Consider the following 18092-nt stretch of genomic DNA (forward strand, 5'->3'; position numbering starts at 1 on the left):
TCGGGTTAACGGCCTTTTCTATATTCAGCGCTAAATGGCTAAGACTTAGTTGCCTTGGTTTTGGCTTTGAAGCTTCTCTTTTGCTTCTTCAACCTTTGAGAAATCCAATCCCAACTCGTCTACGGCTTCTTTGATTAGCGCAGGGTTTTGCATCACTTGCGCCATCAGCATTTGTAGCTTGTCTTGTGGCAAACCTAGTTGGCTGATGCTTGCCATTGCTGCGAGCGGGTTTTGCGTCAGAGTCTGGAAGATTTCGTTGATCTGTTCATCGCTGATGTTGTTCTCTTTCAGCAAGGCGATAATTGGGTTCATCATATTTCCTTTCAATCAGTGTATGACTTGGTTGCCAGTATTTGTTCTAGCAGAATAATTGGGGCTCCCGCGCAATATTTCAATACCCTGTTAGCTCCATGTAACCCGTCCCAGAATGAGAGCCATCAATACGCACCGGGCCTTCCCAATAAGGCACAGAAAGGGGCATTTTTGCGTTCGGGTTGAGTGCAGAAACCGTAAGCTCAATTTGCTGGTTCGGAATCGACACTCGCCACTGGGTTGGATACTTTCGCCCTTGGATTTCTGTTTGCTTGGTCGCCTTTAACTGAATGTCTTTTTGAGAAATGGCGATGCCAGCCCCATCTTGCTGCATCAGCCTTGCGCTGGAGTAACTGGCTTGACCGGTTTTGGAATCCCGCAACTGGAACACCACCAAGCTGGTGTCGTCACTCAATCTTAGGGCAAACCAGTCCCAGCCTTGTTGTGAGTCGAGTAAGAATTGCGAGCTCCACTCTCGGTCTATCCAGCCTTTGCCCGACACTTGATGGGTTTTGCTGTCGATCGTGACTTCACCGGAGACATCAATAAACGGTTGGCTGTAGTAATACGAAGCCACCTGACCATCGGCGCTTTTGGTGCTGTACCCTTGCTCGCCTTGCTTTTGATAAGGTGCGCTGCTGGTAAGCGTCAGCGAATAGCCAAACTGTTCGGAGTTTGCCTTCAATGTGGCAGGGAAGAGGTCGTTGGTTGAAGAGATCCACTGCCAATCATCGAGATAAACTCGAAATGGTGAAGTGTCGACGCCAGCGAGAGAGGCTTGGTCGCGCGACCATTTTTCATCGGCGTAGTGTTTGTCCTTCGTCGTGACCGCGCTGTGCGCCATGTAGATTTGTTGAGTTTGCCATTCGGTTTTCTTTACGTCATCTTCGCCTTTTGGTGGCGCAGCAGCAAAGCGAAATTGTGTCCACTGGACGCCAAGTGGGTTGCCATCTTCATCAATTAAGTTAGCGGTTAAGTACCACCATTCATGACGAAAGTCGGGGTGCGCTTGATGATCGGTAGGAAAGGTGAGTTCAACCCCTTTTTCTACGGGTGTGAATAAGTTGCTCTCGCTTTGTGTATCTCCACTGCCCAGCAACGTGCCCATATTTTGCGTGCCCATATTTTTTTGTTGGGCATCTTCACAACCGAATAGGAATAAGCTGCTTATGAGTAGAGTAAGTTTGCTTGCCAATCGAACCATCACAACACCTCGCTTTGCAAACTGGATACGACAGGCTTGCTGACCAATCGCCACAGCGGAATCAAGGTCGCAATCACTGCCACCAAGATGGTGATCGCCGCAATGCTGAGGGCGTCACTCCAATTCCACAGATAATTTAAGCTCCAACCAAAAGCGCGCAAGGTGACGATGTCTGTCAGTACATAACCCACCATGGCACCGAGGGGCAGGGCGATAACCAGAATAAAACTGACCAGAGCGACGATCTGTCCGACCACCATGGTCATTAATTTACGACGGCTGACACCAAGTGCATACAGCCTTGCAATGGCGGCTTTGCGCGCGTCGAGCAACATGAAGCAAGCACTGAACAAACCAATCACCGCGACCATCAACGTCACGCCGTTGAGCGCGCGTGTAATGGCGAAGGTCTGCGAGAAAATATCTAACGCGATGGATTTGATTTGCGCCTGGTCGTAGAGTTGACTCGGATGCAGATTCAATTGCTCGCGCAGTTGCTCGTAGACGATTTGTGGGTCCCCTGAGACTTTAATGCCAAGGCTTGTTGGCAGGTCGGTAAAGCCACTCTCTTGCCATAACTTTGGTGCTAATAAGACTTCACCGTTAGGTGAGCCGTAATCATGGAATACCGCACCCACAAGGAGGTTCTTATTTGGAACGGCATCAAGCGTGAGCTCGCTACCCAGAGATAAACCCAGTTTGACCGCGGTTGGTTCACTGATAGCGACCAACTCACCTTGGTAAAAGCGTGAACAGAAGTTCTCCAAATGCGATTTGAACACCATGGTTTGCTCTAAGGTGTCTTTGTCTTTGGTGCCAAGCAAAATCGGTAAACCTTGCAGGTTATCATCGACGTAGTATTGCTTGTAGACGGTCTCAACCTTGTCGAACTGCCCTAATGCGCGCTCTACATCAGCGATTTCTCCTTGGGCAGGGCTGACGTAAATGTCGGCGTGTAGCCTTTGTTCTAACCACTGTTTTAGGGTGGATTCAAAACTGCCAACTAGCGTGTTCATGCCCATATTGGCAGTAACGGCGAGTAGCAGTGCCATCATGGCGAGAGAAAGCGGAGAAATCAGCTCACGCAACTCAGCAAACAGATACTGCATCAAACCGGAAGTGGTGCGCTTTTCACACCAATTGGCTAACACGCTGAGTGTTTTGGGTAGATACAAAGGAATCGACACCACAAGCACGCCGAGCCACGCCATGGTAAATCGGTGGTGCTCACTCAGCCACAAACCCGCAAGCGCAAGAATCGTTAACGCAGCACCTATCAAGAACAATTGGTTTTCGTTAGAGGCTTCAGGTGCTTGATAAAATCCACCATGAGAGGAGAGCGGCTGGCGCACTCGCTGTTTAAAGTGCTGCCAACATGCCAATAGTGTTGCGGCTAACGTGAGCAGCAGGGCTTGCGCCCACCATTGCCACTGCCAAGTGCCGGGCAGCAGTGTCGCGCCATAAAGTTGTTCTAGAGTCAGTGCCACGGTCGGGTGTAGCCAATGACTAAGCTGCATGCCCAATACAAAACCGAGGGAAGCGCCGATGGTAACCAGAATCGTGAGTTCAACTAACAACGCAGAAAATACAATGCTCGGCGCGACACCCGCCTGTTGAATCTGCACTAACAGCCGATTGCGTTTAAGCAAGCTGTACTTTACGCCGTTATAGGCAATGAACAGCCCGACTAAAAAGGCAAGTAAGCTCATTGCCGTGAGATTGAGGTGAAAGCTGTCGGTCAGCGAGCCAAGGTTTGTACTTTGGTTATTGGAAATCCATTGCCCTTGATCGCCAATCAACTTCTGCCATTTTGCTTGCGTGTCTTTATTCTCTTTATCACCCGAATGGAAAACTGCAATGTAACTGAGCTGTCCTTGTTTATTGAGCAGTTGCTGGGCAAAGCCAATGTCCATCAACATTCGGCTACCTAACTGCCATTCGTCAGGTAGCACCACCACTTGGGTTGGAATGTCGTCCAGAGTTAGGGTTTCTACCTCTCCTAAGTTTTGATGTTGAGATTGGCTCATCATCACGATTGGCTTGCCGGCTAAAAGCTCAGGCAAAGGTAAAGCACTATCGAACAAAGACACGTTCTGTTCACTATCTGATGAATAGCGAGAACGTGAAGAGATAGCGGCAATCAACTCGCTACCTTGTACTGACCAGCGTCGATCTTGTTCGTCTCTCACTCGCCCTTCGATTACAGGTAGCGCTGCACTGAGCCCGTTTTGTCTAAGGGTGAAATAAAGAGACTCGGGCAGATAGTTTTGCCCTGCTGGTGGAATAATTAAGTTCTGAGCTTGTGCGCTAAGCTGCTCGGTAGATTCCGCATAACTTCGTTTGGCATTGAGGTTGATGGCTTGCACCGCAACAAATAAGGTCACAGCCAACACGATACCGATCAGAATCGCGGCGGCTTGCAGTGGTGCTTGTCGATAATGTGCCGCAAACAGATCCAGGGCGAGTCGAGTATGCGTGAATCTGGTGGTTGATAGCTTAGCTTGCTTCATGGCGAAGCTCATGTTTGTTTACTTGATGACTGTTCTGTAGCTGACTGTTATCCAATCGCAGCCGTGCTTTCATAAATTCAGCGCATTCATGGCTGTGTGTTACCAATAGCACCGCCGTATTGCCCTGGGTGGTGATTTCACTGAGCAGTTTCATCACTTCCAAGCCTGCTTTTTGGTCGAGGTTACCTGTGGGTTCATCAGCAAGTAGCAGTTTAGGTTTGTGTGCTAAAGCGCGCGCAATCGCGACTCGTTGTTGTTGACCACCGGAAAGGGCAGAAACATGTCTATCAAGCAGTTGGCTGATGCCTAGAGTCTCGACCAAATAATCGCACCAGTCATTCCATTTTTGTTGATTCAAATGCAGAGGGAAGGCGATGTTTTGCTGCACGTTGAGCGGCGTTAATAGGTTGAATTGCTGAAAAATAACACCGAGTTTTTGGTGTCGAAATCGGCTCCATTGCGGGTCTTTCCAAGTCGCCGTGTTATCACCATCTAACCACAACTCACCTTCGGAAAGTGGCTCAAAGCCAGCGATGACATTGAGTAAGGTACTTTTGCCGCTGCCACTTGCGCCCGTCAGCGCAACACTCGCTCCTGTGTTCAACGTAAAGTCGACGCCTTCCAACACGCGATGTGTCTCTTTGCCATCGACAAAGCTTTTGCTGGCGTGTTTGAGTGTGACAAGTGGGCTTTCCATTTCCTCTCCCTGTATTCAAAAGGTGTCGTTTCTTTTGGCAATGGCTATTGCAGTTAGTTCTCTAGAAACTTTAGACAACAATCAGATAAAAACAGCGATTCACATCGAGTTTAGGGTCTGTTGACCTTTCGAGCTGATTTTTGCAGCGAATTGTTGGGTGTTTGTGCAAGGCAGAAGCTTTGATGTGTAGTTAGCCTACATGAAAAAGCTGATAACGCAGGAGAAATGACCAACAAACGCTGCCCAAAGGGTTCGGTTAAAATCGTTCTATGCTTTGTTAAGGAGTATTTACTTAGAATGCTAGGCTACACACTCCTTGCCTCGCCTAAAACGATTTTATCTCGAACAAAACTTAATCTCGAAAGATAAACAGACCCTCCTTTGTACTGAAAAGAAGAGGGAATAGATTAAACGAGAAGGGGATATGACAGGCATTAAAAAAGCCCGAGTCAGACTCGAGCTTTCAAAGAAATTCAGCGTGGTTAGCTTACACGTAGTACGCTTCAACTTCGCCTTTAAGTTTGATTAGCATTGGGTTACCGAAACGGTCTTTTGCTTTAGGAGAAGCAATTTTTACCCAACCTTCGCTGATGCAGTATTCTTCTACGTCAGTACGCTCTTGGCCGTTGATACGAATACCGATTTGGTGCTCGAAGCATTCTTTGATGAAGAATGGGCTACGTGGGTTACCTGCTAGGCGATCTGGTAGAGCTGGTTTAGCTGTATCTGTCATGTTTGTGACCTAAATTCCGTAAAAAGTGCGCCATTGTAGTCAGTGCACAGTGAGTGTTCAAGATATGTTGAGAGACTTAATACTAAAGCCTTTTGAAATAATGCAAAGTTTCCCGCTTTCAAAGTGTGGAATAAAAACACGGTCTCGTTGCTCAACGGTGTTTTGCTCTCGAAACTTCTCCTGCCACCCCTTATTTGGTTTTGAATCATGACTATACTCATTACTGGCAGTTCTAACCTTATTCATACAACTTAATGTCTCAGAGCATGCCACTAGTCGAGAAACGATTAACAAGGAAGGGTGAATGAAGACTGTTGAACAGGTTAATAAACGTCATTTATCGGATAGAGATACTACCTCTAGCACTTCTATTTTTCTTTGTATTCTAATCGTAGTGGCTGTAATCGCTCGGTTTTTTGTTGCGTTTAATTACGAAGTAAATTGGGACGAGTTTTATTACCTATCTTTTGTGCATCGGTTTATTAACGGCGAGGTGATTAATAGTTTCCAAACCTTTCACATTCACTTCTTTACTTGGCTGAGTGGTGTATCAGATAACGATGTTGACCAGATCATTGTGGCGAGAGTCGTTATGGTCTTCTTTCAATTACTCACGGGATTTTATCTATACAAGTTATGTCGATTGTACTGCAGCAAATCGGCGGCACTTTTTGCGGTGCTTGCCTATTTTTCTTTTGTTTATAATGTTCGTATGGGGGCCAGTTTTCGTACTGATCCTATCGCGACATGTATGATCATGGCGGCGCTGTATTATGTGTTTAGTACAACATTTTCTTGGCGTGTATCCATTCTTGCTGGTGTCCTTACGGCTGTCGCCTTGCTCGTCACTTTAAAGACCGCTCTGTATATCCCGACTTTTATAGGCATAGTTTTAACCTCGCTTTATTGGTCGCGAAATCGTAAGCGTTATTTTAGGCAAGTTCTCATGTATGGAGTCGCAATACTGGTTGCCTTTGCGATGCTATACAGTTGGCATTACTTCTCTATACATGGAGCGAGTTCGGTTGGTGATGCAGGAACGATGTTCGGTGCTGCGGATAAGACACTAAACCAGCGCGAGCTTTTTCCTCGATTGTTTTACTTTGTTCATTCAGTTTCGACGAACTCATGGTATTGGTTAGCTCTTTTCATTGGTATTGGTACTGCTGTTTATGCGTGTTTTTCGCAAAAGCTATTAAGCCGTGAGTCATCGATTAAGTTTTTGTGCCTAAGTTTATTACTCTTCACTTTGCTCTTTTATCGCAACGCTTTCCCATACTATTACTCTTTTATGCTTGCTCCAGTGAGTGCTTTGTTTGCTGTGGCTTGGGTTGGTATCCAGAATTTCACTAACGCAAGAGTTGCACAATTTTTTAATTTTATTGTTCCCTGCTTGTTTGCGGTATCCATTGTGGTGAATGGTTTTGTTTTACCGATAAAAAGCAACTTGGCCTACCAGCGTCAGTTTCTTGATGAAATACATAAAATCTTTCCTCAGCCTGTTGCTTATATTGATCGATGCTCCATGGTTCCGACTTTTTCAAAACAAGGTTTTTTCATGAGTACGTGGGGTTACGAAGATTATATTGCGAGAAACATCCCCGTTATTCGCAATGCAATAGAGCAAGACAATCCGGCTTTTGTACTGGTTAATTCGCACTATTTAGATGTGTTTGGCCCTGACAAAACCGATAAAGGGCTATTAAGGCAAGATATTCAAGCGTTAAGGCAGAACTACATTCATCATTGGTCGCATCTGTATGTTGCAGGAAAGACGTTTGAACTGACGCCCAACTCTCTTAGTCGGGAAGTTAAGGTCAACATCGAGGGCGTATATACGCTTGAAGCTAGCAATAGTCTTCTGATTAATGGCAAGGTTTGGTTGGCAGGTCAAGCACGGTACTTGGCGCGGGGGGGCTATGAATTAGTGTCGAAAGAGCCAGGTAAAGTCGTTCTGCGTTGGGGAGATAACCTGTACCGACCTCGCAATCTTGAAGAGAAGCAGAGGTTATTTACCGGCTTCTAATACGCACAGTAATGTTGATTCAGAACATGAGGAGCAAGCATGAAGTTAATTGTTCAAATTCCGTGCTTTAACGAAGCGGACAATATTGCTGATGTTATTCGCTCAATACCAAAGCGCGTTGATGGTATCGCTAAGATAGAGATTCTAATCATCGATGATGGTTCTACGGATGGTACTTCAGAAGTCGCACGCAAGTGTGGTGTTGAGCACATTATTACTAACCAGGGCAATAAGGGGCTTGCTTACTCATTTCGAAGAGGGATTGAGGAGTGCCTTCGTCTTCATGCTGATATCATTGTGAACACCGATGGCGATAATCAATATAATGGGGCCGATATTCCGCACTTGGTTAAGCCTATTATCGAGCACAAAGCAGAAATTGTTGTTGGTGACCGAGGAGGGTATAGCAATACACATTTCTCTGTATTTAAACGATGTTTACAAGTGTCGGGGAGCTTTATTATTGCCAAAGCGACGGGATTGGATGTTAAAGATGCTGTGAGTGGTTTTCGCGCAATATCGAGAAGTGCGGCACAACAACTTAATATCGTATCGGATTTTAGCTACACAATAGAAATGTTGATTCAAGCAAGTGCAAAAAGGATTGGTGTGGTTTCGGTGCCAATCCGAACTAATGAAAAAACGCGAGAGTCCCGTCTGTTTAAGAGCATTCCGCAGTTTCTAAAAATGTCGCTCTCTACCTTGGTCAGGGTTTATACCATGTATCGACCTCTGCAAGTGTTTTTGTTTATTGGCTCGGTGGCGATGATTTGTGGTGTGATTCCCATTATGCGATTCCTGTATTTCTTTTTAAATGGAGCAGGAGATGGCCATATTCAGTCATTGGTCTTGGGGTCAACGCTACTTATCTTGGGTTTCATCACTTTATTGATGGGGTTGGTGGCCGATCTAATAGGGTTCAATCGAAAGCTGACCGAAAAAGTATTGCACCGAATTGAGGTATTGGAAGAAAAGCTGGAGCATCAGGAAAAGTTGCCCACTTATCAGTTTGAAACCAAGCGAAAACGATCTGGAGAGTAATAGCGAGTTACCTCGATACTTTAAAGAAGTGAGTTATTTGATACGGCTTGCTTAGGCCTAAATAAACTCGAGATAGCGAAGAACAACATATCCCCTAGAACCGTGACGATTCTGGAAACAAGGACTGCAACTAAGAGTGTATCTTCAATACTCGGCGAATCTAGAAGTGTGATTAAAACAGCCTCTCGGACACCCAACCCTGCAGGAGAACCTGGGGTGGCAAACCCTATTAACCATGCGATGATGAAGTAACAAGATGTATGTAAAAATGTCTCTAAAGTTGGAGTTAGATTGTCGTTTAGCGTAAAAAATATGAGTGAGAAAATGCCGCCCGATACCAAAAAAAAGCAGAGATAAAGCCCACAAGCTTTTAGGTAATTGCGACTGGCTATCAAGCTTAATATTGATCCGGTGATCACGATAAATCCAGCGAATAAAGTCATCTCGTACCCCATTAAACTAGGGAAGTACTCATTCAGCAGAAAGACGCCAAACGAACCAGCCGCAATACCCATCAACCCTATTTCCCATAAGGTCGATTTCAGTAATACATTATTCTTAATTCCGTGTTGTACGCCAATTACTTGTCGGCTAGCGAATTGGAAAATGTTTCCAGGTAGATACTTAGCAATTTGAGATCCGCCAAACACCCAAATAGCAGTTGATGCAGACAAAGTATATTCACTGTTCGCGACTAAAAGTCGCCACGCCATAGAAAGAACATAATTGCCAAAGGCGTAGAGGCCTATGCAAAAAATAAATACCAGATAGGAGTAAGAGGGAATATCCTGAATATTCAGTTGCTGCGAGTATGTAGAGAGCTTGATTAATACAAAGGCGATGGAAAAAATAGTAATGATTCGCCCAACCCAACTTAATATGAATTTACTCTTATTATGTTTCATGATTCACACGCTGGCATAAAACCATGGTCCAAGGAATGGGAGAGCGTACTTCGAGAATCTCAAAGTGTTGATTGAGCAAAGTCAGAAAGGTATTCTTGGACCAGTGTTGGATATGTCCGGGAGTATTGCCCCAACTGTTTAAATATTTACCTCTTGCCATGTTTAACGCACACCACAACGGCTCTCTTGGCACACTAAAAATGTAATAGTCAGTATCGAGATCTTGCAATGTTGCTAGTGCTTGCTCGGGATGCTCTAGGTGTTCCAAGACCTCACAACAAACAACAAGGTCAGCAGAATCAGTGTTTCTAGCAACGTCATACACACTTTTTTGTTCAAACAAAATGTCTTCCAAGTTGTGTGCTTGGGCATTGTCTCTTGCTAGTTGAATCACTTGTTGGGAGAAGTCACTCCCTTTCACACGGATCCCTTGTTGATGCCATTTAAGTGCCCAGACTCCTTCTCCGCAGCCGATTTCGTGTATCGACTTTGGTGTGACCATATCAACCAGTTGCGATAAATGATGATCGAAATTGCTCATCATTTTTCTGGCGATGGGGTTCTGAGTATTGTATTTGTCGTAATAGTTTCCGACAGGGATCCCCTGCTCTTCGATACCTTTAGATATTTTCATGGCGTACTCAAATAAATTATCTCAAATGGCCAGGAAGTTCTTCTATTGATGAACTATGTTCTTCAGCCAACCATCTGACTTACAAAGCGTTACGCTTCCCTCTAGTAGAGTGTAGGATAATTTATTGTTTTGTTTGCCTCGTTAGAAAAATTCTACAACCCCTTTAAATACTGCGCGTTGGCTGTTGGTTGAATCATGGCATTCAGCGTTTGGACGGTTTGTTCGCTGTGTTCTTCAAGTAGAGCTAAGAACGCGTCAATCAACTCAGGTTTGCTCGCTGAGACTTTCGTTTCGGTCTGGATATCACGCAGATCGATCAACACATCGGTAAATAATTGAGGCAGATCGTGCAGCACTTGCAGGTTTAAGACGTTGTGTTCGCTGTAGATCGAATTGTGGCTGCCTTTCTGTTTTTGCACCACGTAAGGATTGTATTTTAAGTTGATGATAGACGTGCGTTTATCACAGCGTTTCAAACAACCTTTGTTGACCTTCACCTTACGGCATCCTTCGGTTTGTTGGAACAAACATTGGCGGCTCGTGAGTAGGGTATTTGGATTATAAATGCTGTAGAAGCTGCGCATGTTTTTCGGACGCTTGATATGGCGCATCTGCTTCATATTCAGCTCGTTAGAAACAAACGCGCCACTTGCCGCGAACTCGTCTTGAAGGCATTTAAACGCGTATGAGTTCACCGTGTTCATTTGTGGGCCTGCCACCCAGCCTAAGCCGAGCTCTTTTGCGATCATGCCGACGCCTGAGTTGTTGGTGATCAACAACTCAGGTTGGATGGTTTCCAAAAATACGCGCGCGGCGTGGTAGTCTTCGCCAATCAAAATGGCCGGGAGCCATGGTTTGAGCATTGGATTGGCTTGGAATAACTCAATCATCGCGCTCAGTTCGCCAGACAATCCCATTGGCAATTGATAGTAAACATCAACGTCGTGGTATTCGCACAGCATGGCTTCTTGTGCTGACGAGATCAGAACCGATAATTTTGGCGCACCTTGGCGAGGTTCTGGTTGAGGTAACGCTGGCAGAGTTGGCACATCAATCGACCCTTTCAAGCTGCTGCCGGATACTTGTGTTGAAGTGACATCGAACGACTTAGTTTGCTCTGCCACTTTCTCAATGATCGCGGTTTTGTCATCGTAGAGTTTCTTTTTCACCGCTTGTACATCATCAGCAGACTGGCATTGGTAAACCTTCGAAAAATGCTTTACAGCATGGTCGCGCGGGTTGTCGATGTACATCGCCTTGCCGAAATCACCTTGCAAAAATGCGTTGGAGAAATCACGGTTGAACACCGTGTATAACTCTGTGGTGTCTTCAGAGAGTTCCAAACCCTCGCACAAGCGATCGATTTGCTGGCGCCAATTGTCGACCACGGTATAGACGTAGTGCGATTTCTTGATTCGCCCTTCCACTTTTAATGAATACACGCCGGCATCGGCAAGCGCTTCCAAGTCCCCAAAGGCGGAGTTGTCTTTCATATTGAGTGGGTAGTTGTTGCCCGTTTTGGTCGTTTCGTACTGTTCGCGACAAGGTTGGCTGCAGCGTCCACGGTTACCTGATGCACCATTGCGAGCGGAACTGATATAGCAAATTCCGGAGAATCCGATGCAGTATGAGCCGTGGACAAACACTTCCATCATTACGTTGTGCTCGCGACCAAATTGCGCCAGATGTTTTATTTCATCGATGTTAAGTTCGCGAGATAAGTTTACTCGGCTTGCGGTGAGCTGGTTGAGAAAGAGGATCTGGCCTTCGTTATGCGTGTTTAGTTGCGTTGAAGCGTGCACATCCAAATCGGGAAAGTGATGTTTGAGAATGTAGGCCAGACCGAGATCTTGCACGATCACGCCATCGATTTTGGTGGTGTTCAGTTGGCTGAGTAAGCGAACAATCGCTGGAATTTCACTTTCTAAAATCAGCACATTCAACGTTAGGAAAATCTTACAGCTGTGCTGATGGGCTAACGTTAACACGCCATTTAAGTTATCTAAGGTGAGGTTGGTCGCTCGGTTACGAGCATTGAAGCGGTCGAGTCCACAGTAAATTGCATCGGCGCCAGCGGCAATGGCGGCTTTGATGGAATCTAAATCACCACCAGGTGCTAATAACTCAAATTGATCGCGTGTCACTACTTTTCTCTTTCTTACTAAAATAGGCTGCAAATGTTACGTATTTCACGCTTTTGATGCTCGGCTAGTTAATGCTTTATTAATCTGAATCAATTAATCCGTGTTACACGGTCGACTCTTGAGTGGGTAGGGTGCAATTCGCGATAGCGGAATCTGACTTCTATAGTTTTCCTACACTTGGTTTTTCTATATCTAGTTTTCGACTCAGAGAGAGGAAGGGACGACAAATGAAAAAAGTAATCATCGGGTTGGTCGTGGCGTTGACGTCATTGAGTGCATTGGCTGGGGAGGGTATGGTAACCGTTGCGAGCACGCATTCAGCAAAAGATACGGCGGATAAATTTGTCGCTATCGCGCAAGAAAAAGGGTTGAACGTCTTTGCGCGCATTAACCATCAAGAGAATGCCACGAAAGTCGATATGACGTTGCGACCAACCGAAGTTATCGTGTTTGGGAACCCTAAAGTGGGCACGCCACTGATGATCTGTGCGCAGGAAGTGGCGCTCGATTTACCCCAAAAAGTGTTGGTGTATGAAGATGCAGAAGGCAAAACGTGGTTAGCTTATAACGATCCTATGTATTTAAAGCAGCGCCATCATATTGAAGGCTGTGACGAGGTATTGAACAAAATCAGCGGCGTGCTGGGCAATTTAACCAACGCGGCGGCGAAGTAGGGCTGGTTATTGGCTTCGCTTTTTTTACTCCGAAAACGAAAAAGCCAACCTCACAAGGAGGTTGGCAAATCTTACCTAGATTGGGGAAGGTAAGATCAGGAGGTGGCGAGTACGCTGTGCACCTCTGACTTAATTGAGTCAGACTGCGTACCGAAAATCGCTTGTAAACTGTCGCCAATCACTAATACATCTCGCGCGCCAAGTGCTTTTAGCTTAGCAACATCAACGTTGGCAATGTCTTTTACCGAGACACGTAGACGAGTGATACACGCATCGACTGACTTGATATTGGCTTTACCGCCCAATGCCGCCACTACATCTACCGCGATTTCATCAGGCTGTCCGGCAATCTTCACTTCTGCAATGTCGGTTTCACGACCCGGCGTTTTTAGATCCAACTTCACAATTAGGAATCGGAACAAGCCGTAGTACAGCGTCGCCCAGATTGGACCGATGATGATGAACATCCACGCGTTGGTCGACATTGGGTAGTAAAGGAAGAACTGGATCGCGCCGTGCGCAAAGTCAGTACTGTGTTTGATTTCCAAAAATGCGGTGATCGCAAACGCAATACCAGTTAGGAAAATATGGATTACGTACAGCACTGGCGCGACGAATAGGAAGGTAAATTCGATTGGCTCTGTGATACCAGTTAACCAAGAGGTCAACGCCGCAGACATCATCAAACCGCCGACTATTTTCTTACGCTCTGGAGACGCGCAGTGGTAAATCGCCAATGCCGCTGCTGGTAGTGCCCACATGGAGTACATAAAGCCACCAGACAGATAACCTGCGGTTTTATCGCCTGCGAAGAAGCGAGTGAGCTCACCGGTAAATTCTTTGCCTGTTTCTGGGTCTACATAGCTGCCGACTTCAAAGAAGAACGGCGCATTCCAGATGTGGTGCAAACCAACCGGGAGCAATGAACGTTCGCCCGCGCCGTAAACCGCCCACGCGAGTACCGGGTTTTGGTACGCTGCCCAATGAGAGAATGCATCAAGAAGTTGTCCGACAGGTGGCCATGCAAACGCGAGAATCGCACCAACGACGATCGCCGATAAACCGGTGACAATGGGCACAAATCGCTTACCCGCGAAAAAGCCCAAGTACTCTGGCAGTTTGATGTTGTAGAAGCGGTTGTACATGATTGCCGCGACCGCACCGATAAAGATGCCGCCAAACACCCCGGTTTGCAGCGTCTCAACGCCCATGATGGTGGCGTCAGTTTCTAAGCCGCGCAAGCCAGTCACGATACCGAGCGATGCGTTCATAATAATTAGGCCAACTAAGCCTGCGAGCGCAGCCGCACCGTCATTGCCTTTTGATAACCCGAGCGCTACACCGACCGCAAACATCAACTGCATGTTGCCGAACACGCCCTCACCGGCGGCGAGCATCACTTTGTTGACCGCGTCTGGAATAAACGCAAACCCCGCGTTACCAATACCCAGCATCAAGCCAGCCACTGGTAACACCGCCACAGGCAGCATCAACGACCGCCCTATTTTTTGTAGTTGTCCAAATATACTTGCAAACATGGTTTCCTCCTGACGAATGCCAGTGTTGTAGGACCTGATTCCTTCAGGTCATGTTGTTTCACGTAAGGTCAGGATGATCATAGCGAGCAAGGCGGCGCCTAAGGTTACAAAAGGCAATCAGTTTGTAAGTGGCCGCTTACAAATCTCTTATACCGAGAAGTGAAAATTGCAATCGGCTCGATTGTGCATGGGCGTTTAAGAATGCATCATATTGGCCAGCGCCAAACTCAGGGGCAGGCACAGGGACGGACACAGGGAAAGTAGGATGGAAAACAAGCAGATACTGGTCGTCGATGACAACCTCGACCTTCGCGAAGCGTTGTCGGATTACCTTGGTCGCGCTGGGTTTGAAGTGCTTTGCGCGGAAAACGGCGGCGTGATGTGGCAACTGCTCAACGAGCACCATCCTGATTTGATCATCCTCGATATTATGATGCCCGGTGAAGACGGCTTTACCCTGTGCCAAAAACTGCGCAAAAACTCCGATATCCCGATCATTATGCTGACCGCCGTCACTGAAGAAGCCGACCGAGTCGCAGGGCTAGAAATGGGCGCCGATGACTACATCACCAAATCATTCAGCCCGCGAGAACTGCTCGCGCGCATCAAAACGATTTTGAGACGCAGCCAATCGACCGCCAATAGCAAACTGACGCGTAAAGTGCGTTTTGACGATTGGTTATTAGACACCGTAACCCGGCAACTGACCCACGTTGCTAGCCGCGAGGTTAAGCAACTGAGTGGCGCGGATTTGTCGCTGCTCGGTTTGTTCGTCAACCACGCGCAATCAATATTGTCTCGCGATGACATTGCGCGCGAGATCTGGGGACGCGATGCCGACCCGTTTGAACGCGGCATTGATGTGCAGATCAGCCGCTTGCGTCATCACCTTGAAGATAAAGAGCGCTCGCTGATCCTAACGGTGCGCAACAAAGGCTACATGCTGACCACGGACGTGCATTATGAGAATTAAACGCTGGACGGGATCACTGGTCGTTCGTACCAGTGTATTCCTGTTGCTGGTGATCATTCTGGCGCAGGTATTATCCGGAATTATCTGGTATCAACACGCCAGCGAACGCGATAAAGAAGGCCTGACCACCACAGTCAAAAGCTTAGCACTGAGTGCTTCTTCTACCATCGCCTTCTTTCAAACCCTCCCTTCGGAATACCGCCACTTGGTGCTCAATCAACTACGCAATATGGGCGGCACGCGCTTCTTCGTCTCACTCAACAATCACCAGATTAACGTCGACCCGCTGCCTGAGAGCGAACGCAAAACGTTGGTCATCAACCAAGTTCGCGAGGTATTAGAAAGCGAGCTGAGCGGCATTCCTAATATCGAGGTGGAGTTCACCCAGCGCGACAAACTCAAAGTGTTCAACAACGAGCTACCTATCGATGAACTGCCACTATTGTGGGCGCATTATTCGCTTTCGTTTGGTGACCTCAATCCGCCGATTCTGGTGATGCAGGTCGAAGTCGCACAGAACGAATGGTTTTATCTCGCGGCGGTGCTACCCGCGCCTTACATCAACCTAGAGACTAACTATTTTGAGCTGCGCCAATGGCTGACGCTATTGCTGTCCGCGCTAATGCTGTTGCTGTGTACCTGGTTTATCGTTCGCAAAGAAATTCAACCAATTCGAGATCTGGCAAAAGCAGCAACCCTGATGTCGAGCCGACTAGACGTGCCCGAAGTCTCTGAGCGAGGCAGTAACGAACTGAAAGCGGCGGTACGTGCGTTTAACAAGATGAATCGACGCATCGACAGCCATATTAAAGACCGTGAAATGTTGTTCAGCGCCATCTCCCACGATCTGAAAACGCCGATTGCCTGCCTAAAACTGCGAGCGGAAATGCTGGATGACGACGCCGACCGAGAACGCTTTATCCGCCTGAGTAACGACCTAGACTTGATGGTCAAAGGCGCATTGCAATGCATTAAAGAGACCGATATCCACGAGGAAATCGAGCCGATCAATTTCACCCAACTGATTCAGCACATTTCCTCCAATATCGCCGATGCGCCGGACACGATTCGCATCCACGGTGAAATCCGCACCCACTTTGCTGGTAAACCGTTAGCGATTAAGCGCTGCATTCAGAATCTGGTCGATAACGCGCTCAAATACGGCCATCAAGCGGACATTACGCTGAGTGAAAGCCCAGAGTCGATCCAGATTGAAATTGAAGATCACGGTGACGGTGTTGACGATTTATTACTTGAAAAGCTCTGCCAGCCATACTTTCGCGCTAGCAACGATAAAGAAGGCAGTGGGCTGGGGTTAACCATTTCACAAAGTATTGCAAAGGCTCATGGCGGCAACTTGTTGCTGAGCCATTCTCAGTTTGGCGGCCTCTGCGCCACGCTGACTTTCCCGAGAGACTGACTATGAACAAACTGGCATTCTTGTTCCCACTGTTGCTCGCCCCTTGCGTCGCTCACGCTGAGTCGCCACAAGGGGTAGAGTTTTTACATTGGTGGACTTCTGACGGCGAACAGCAAGCGCTGCAAACACTCAAAGCTCAGCTAAAACGGCACGATATTGAGCTGCTGCAAAGCCCGGTGCTAGGCGGTGGTGGCGACAGCGCAATGACGGTACTGCAAGCTCGCGCGCTGGCGGGCAATCCACCGAGCTTCGCGCAAATCGAAGGGCCAAGTATTAAAGCGTGGGATGCCATCGGTATTTTGCACAACGTCAACGCGGTTGCCGATGAGCAGCGCTGGGACGAGGTGCTCTACCCACTGTCTATCGAAATCAATAAAACACAAAACGGCTACATCGCCCTGCCACTTACGCTGCACCGTTTGAACTGGTTGTGGGTCAACCACAAACTGCTTAAACAACTGAATCTATCAGCGCCGAAAAACTGGCAAGAGATGTTCGCTGCCATGGAGCTTGCGAAGCAAAATGGCATTGTACCGATCGCGGTCGGTGAGCAGCCGTGGCAAGTCGCCCAACTTTTCGAGAACTTAGTGATCTCCACTGGCGGCGTTGAGTTCTACACCAATGCGATGGTTAAACTTGAGCGAGACAGCATCGACAGCGATACACTGCGCCAAGCGTTGAAGCAATTTCGCCGCCTGAGTTTGTTGATCGACAACCAATTACCTGACAGTAAGTGGGATACGGCGACCCAAGCGCTAGCCGACGGTCAAGCGCTGTTTCAAATCGGTGGAGATTGGATTTTGGGGGAGCTGCTCGCCAATCAAGTCTCGGTTCCGCAAGAGGTCGGCTGTTACCCAACGCCGGACAGCGATGGTGTATTCCTCTACAACATGGACAGCTTGGTGTTTATGTCGAGCAAGTCGTTTTCTGCCGAGGCGGCTCAGCAAACCGCAAGCGCGCTGGCAGATGTCGAGTTTCAAGCTAAGTTCAATAAGGTAAAAGGCTCGATTCCGGTGCGTACCGATATCGACATCAGCGATTTTAATCCGTGTCAGGTCCAGTCATATCAAGACTTTCACTACGGCGTTAAATACAACCTCGCTGTGCCGAGTATGATTGATTCGATGGCGGTCAATCCGGTTGCTCAGCAAGCGATAAACTCGGAAATCTTCCGTTTTTACCGCAATCCCAAGATGGAACCCGACGAGCTGATAAAACGCATTATTGCTATTTCGCAAAGCGGTTAATGGCAATGAATTTGTGCCGAGTGGAATAAAAAAG

At 47.3% G+C, this 18092-nt stretch carries 15 protein-coding genes; 6 read left to right on the forward strand and 9 right to left on the reverse strand.

Translation table 11 applies throughout. From position 1 onward, the window contains the following. Nucleotides 1-45: 45 nt before the first annotated feature. From R7P74_RS15275 to R7P74_RS15295, 5 genes are all read right to left on the reverse strand, one after another. A complete protein-coding gene (locus R7P74_RS15275) occupies nt 46-312 on the reverse strand; it encodes a DUF2999 family protein (RefSeq protein WP_318122947.1) in 267 nt (88 codons plus the stop codon). A 79-nt stretch (nt 313-391) separates the two neighbouring features. Continuing rightward, nucleotides 392-1516, reverse strand: a complete 1125-nt coding sequence (locus R7P74_RS15280) for a lipocalin-like domain-containing protein (protein ID WP_318122943.1) — start codon at nt 1514-1516, stop codon at nt 392-394. Further along, entirely contained in the window at nt 1516-4026 is a 2511-nt protein-coding gene (locus R7P74_RS15285) for an ABC transporter permease (protein WP_318122944.1), read from the reverse strand. The genes R7P74_RS15280 and R7P74_RS15285 overlap by 1 nt, the downstream gene beginning before the upstream one ends. Further along, complete coding sequence (locus R7P74_RS15290) at nt 4013-4723, reverse strand: ABC transporter ATP-binding protein (RefSeq protein WP_258622675.1); 711 nt, start codon at nt 4721-4723, stop codon at nt 4013-4015. The genes R7P74_RS15285 and R7P74_RS15290 overlap by 14 nt, the downstream gene beginning before the upstream one ends. Nucleotides 4724-5210: 487 nt before the next feature. Next, on the reverse strand, nt 5211-5456 hold the full coding sequence (locus R7P74_RS15295; RefSeq protein ID WP_005374689.1) for a DUF3297 family protein: 246 nt from the start codon (nt 5454-5456) through the stop codon (nt 5211-5213). 304 nt (nt 5457-5760) lie between these two features. Between R7P74_RS15295 and R7P74_RS15300 the strand changes: the two genes are divergently transcribed. Both R7P74_RS15300 and R7P74_RS15305 read left to right on the forward strand, forming a co-directional pair. Next, nucleotides 5761-7482 (forward strand): ArnT family glycosyltransferase, encoded by a 1722-nt coding sequence (locus R7P74_RS15300; RefSeq protein ID WP_225473609.1) that lies wholly within the window; start codon nt 5761-5763, stop codon nt 7480-7482. Between the two features lie 39 nt (nt 7483-7521). Further along, the gene (locus R7P74_RS15305; protein WP_005395558.1) at nt 7522-8523 is read left to right on the forward strand and encodes a glycosyltransferase family 2 protein; all 1002 of its coding nucleotides are present in this window, start codon (nt 7522-7524) and stop codon (nt 8521-8523) included. Nucleotides 8524-8543: 20 nt separating this feature from the next. Here R7P74_RS15305 and R7P74_RS15310 read toward each other — a convergent pair whose 3' ends face one another. The 3 genes from R7P74_RS15310 to R7P74_RS15320 all read right to left on the reverse strand — a co-directional run bounded on the left by R7P74_RS15310 (nt 8544) and on the right by R7P74_RS15320 (nt 12206). After that, entirely contained in the window at nt 8544-9428 is an 885-nt protein-coding gene (locus R7P74_RS15310; protein ID WP_225473611.1) for a hypothetical protein, read from the reverse strand. Continuing rightward, nucleotides 9418-10062 carry a class I SAM-dependent methyltransferase gene (locus tag R7P74_RS15315; RefSeq protein WP_225473613.1) on the reverse strand — a complete coding sequence of 215 codons (645 nt, stop codon included), beginning with the start codon at nt 10060-10062 and terminating at the stop codon, nt 9418-9420. The genes R7P74_RS15310 and R7P74_RS15315 overlap by 11 nt, the downstream gene beginning before the upstream one ends. Before the next feature lie 152 nt (nt 10063-10214). Continuing rightward, complete coding sequence (locus R7P74_RS15320) at nt 10215-12206, reverse strand: U32 family peptidase (RefSeq protein WP_225473615.1); 1992 nt, start codon at nt 12204-12206, stop codon at nt 10215-10217. A gap of 227 nt (nt 12207-12433) precedes the next feature. Between R7P74_RS15320 and R7P74_RS15325 the strand changes: the two genes are divergently transcribed. Beyond that, nucleotides 12434-12880 (forward strand): DUF302 domain-containing protein, encoded by a 447-nt coding sequence (locus R7P74_RS15325; RefSeq protein ID WP_225473618.1) that lies wholly within the window; start codon nt 12434-12436, stop codon nt 12878-12880. A gap of 95 nt (nt 12881-12975) precedes the next feature. Here the strand turns inward: R7P74_RS15325 and ptsG are convergent, their stop codons facing one another. Then, nucleotides 12976-14418, reverse strand: a complete 1443-nt coding sequence (ptsG, locus tag R7P74_RS15330; RefSeq protein WP_025500127.1) for a glucose-specific PTS transporter subunit IIBC — start codon at nt 14416-14418, stop codon at nt 12976-12978. Between the two features lie 265 nt (nt 14419-14683). Here ptsG and R7P74_RS15335 point away from each other — a divergent pair, with 265 nt between their 5' ends. Genes R7P74_RS15335 through R7P74_RS15345 form a run of 3 tightly spaced genes read left to right on the forward strand, consistent with a single transcriptional unit; the run spans nt 14684 to nt 18058 of the window. Continuing rightward, entirely contained in the window at nt 14684-15391 is a 708-nt protein-coding gene (locus tag R7P74_RS15335; protein WP_225473619.1) for a response regulator, read from the forward strand. Beyond that, nucleotides 15381-16811, forward strand: coding sequence for an ATP-binding protein (locus R7P74_RS15340; protein ID WP_140148489.1), 1431 nt, complete (start codon nt 15381-15383; stop codon nt 16809-16811). The genes R7P74_RS15335 and R7P74_RS15340 overlap by 11 nt, the downstream gene beginning before the upstream one ends. Before the next feature lie 2 nt (nt 16812-16813). Continuing rightward, nucleotides 16814-18058, forward strand: coding sequence for an ABC transporter substrate-binding protein (locus R7P74_RS15345; RefSeq protein WP_225473622.1), 1245 nt, complete (start codon nt 16814-16816; stop codon nt 18056-18058). Nucleotides 18059-18092 lie beyond the last annotated feature (34 nt).

It is taken from the genome of Vibrio sp. 2033, assembly GCF_033339735.1.

What these genes read in the sequence shown, in the direction of transcription:
- R7P74_RS15275 (WP_318122947.1), bottom strand. Translation starts at nt 312, where the DNA reads ATGAACCCAATTATCGCCTTGCTGAAAGAGAACAACATCAGCGATGAA.
- R7P74_RS15280 (WP_318122943.1), bottom strand. Translation starts at nt 1,516, where the DNA reads ATGGTTCGATTGGCAAGCAAACTTACTCTACTCATAAGCAGCTTATTC.
- R7P74_RS15285 (WP_318122944.1), bottom strand. Translation starts at nt 4,026, where the DNA reads ATGAAGCAAGCTAAGCTATCAACCACCAGATTCACGCATACTCGACTC.
- R7P74_RS15290 (WP_258622675.1), bottom strand. Translation starts at nt 4,723, where the DNA reads ATGGAAAGCCCACTTGTCACACTCAAACACGCCAGCAAAAGCTTTGTC.
- R7P74_RS15295 (WP_005374689.1), bottom strand. Translation starts at nt 5,456, where the DNA reads ATGACAGATACAGCTAAACCAGCTCTACCAGATCGCCTAGCAGGTAAC.
- R7P74_RS15300 (WP_225473609.1), top strand. Translation starts at nt 5,761, where the DNA reads ATGAAGACTGTTGAACAGGTTAATAAACGTCATTTATCGGATAGAGAT.
- R7P74_RS15305 (WP_005395558.1), top strand. Translation starts at nt 7,522, where the DNA reads ATGAAGTTAATTGTTCAAATTCCGTGCTTTAACGAAGCGGACAATATT.
- R7P74_RS15310 (WP_225473611.1), bottom strand. Translation starts at nt 9,428, where the DNA reads ATGAAACATAATAAGAGTAAATTCATATTAAGTTGGGTTGGGCGAATC.
- R7P74_RS15315 (WP_225473613.1), bottom strand. Translation starts at nt 10,062, where the DNA reads ATGAAAATATCTAAAGGTATCGAAGAGCAGGGGATCCCTGTCGGAAAC.
- R7P74_RS15325 (WP_225473618.1), top strand. Translation starts at nt 12,434, where the DNA reads ATGAAAAAAGTAATCATCGGGTTGGTCGTGGCGTTGACGTCATTGAGT.
- ptsG (WP_025500127.1), bottom strand. Translation starts at nt 14,418, where the DNA reads ATGTTTGCAAGTATATTTGGACAACTACAAAAAATAGGGCGGTCGTTG.
- R7P74_RS15335 (WP_225473619.1), top strand. Translation starts at nt 14,684, where the DNA reads ATGGAAAACAAGCAGATACTGGTCGTCGATGACAACCTCGACCTTCGC.
- R7P74_RS15340 (WP_140148489.1), top strand. Translation starts at nt 15,381, where the DNA reads ATGAGAATTAAACGCTGGACGGGATCACTGGTCGTTCGTACCAGTGTA.
- R7P74_RS15345 (WP_225473622.1), top strand. Translation starts at nt 16,814, where the DNA reads ATGAACAAACTGGCATTCTTGTTCCCACTGTTGCTCGCCCCTTGCGTC.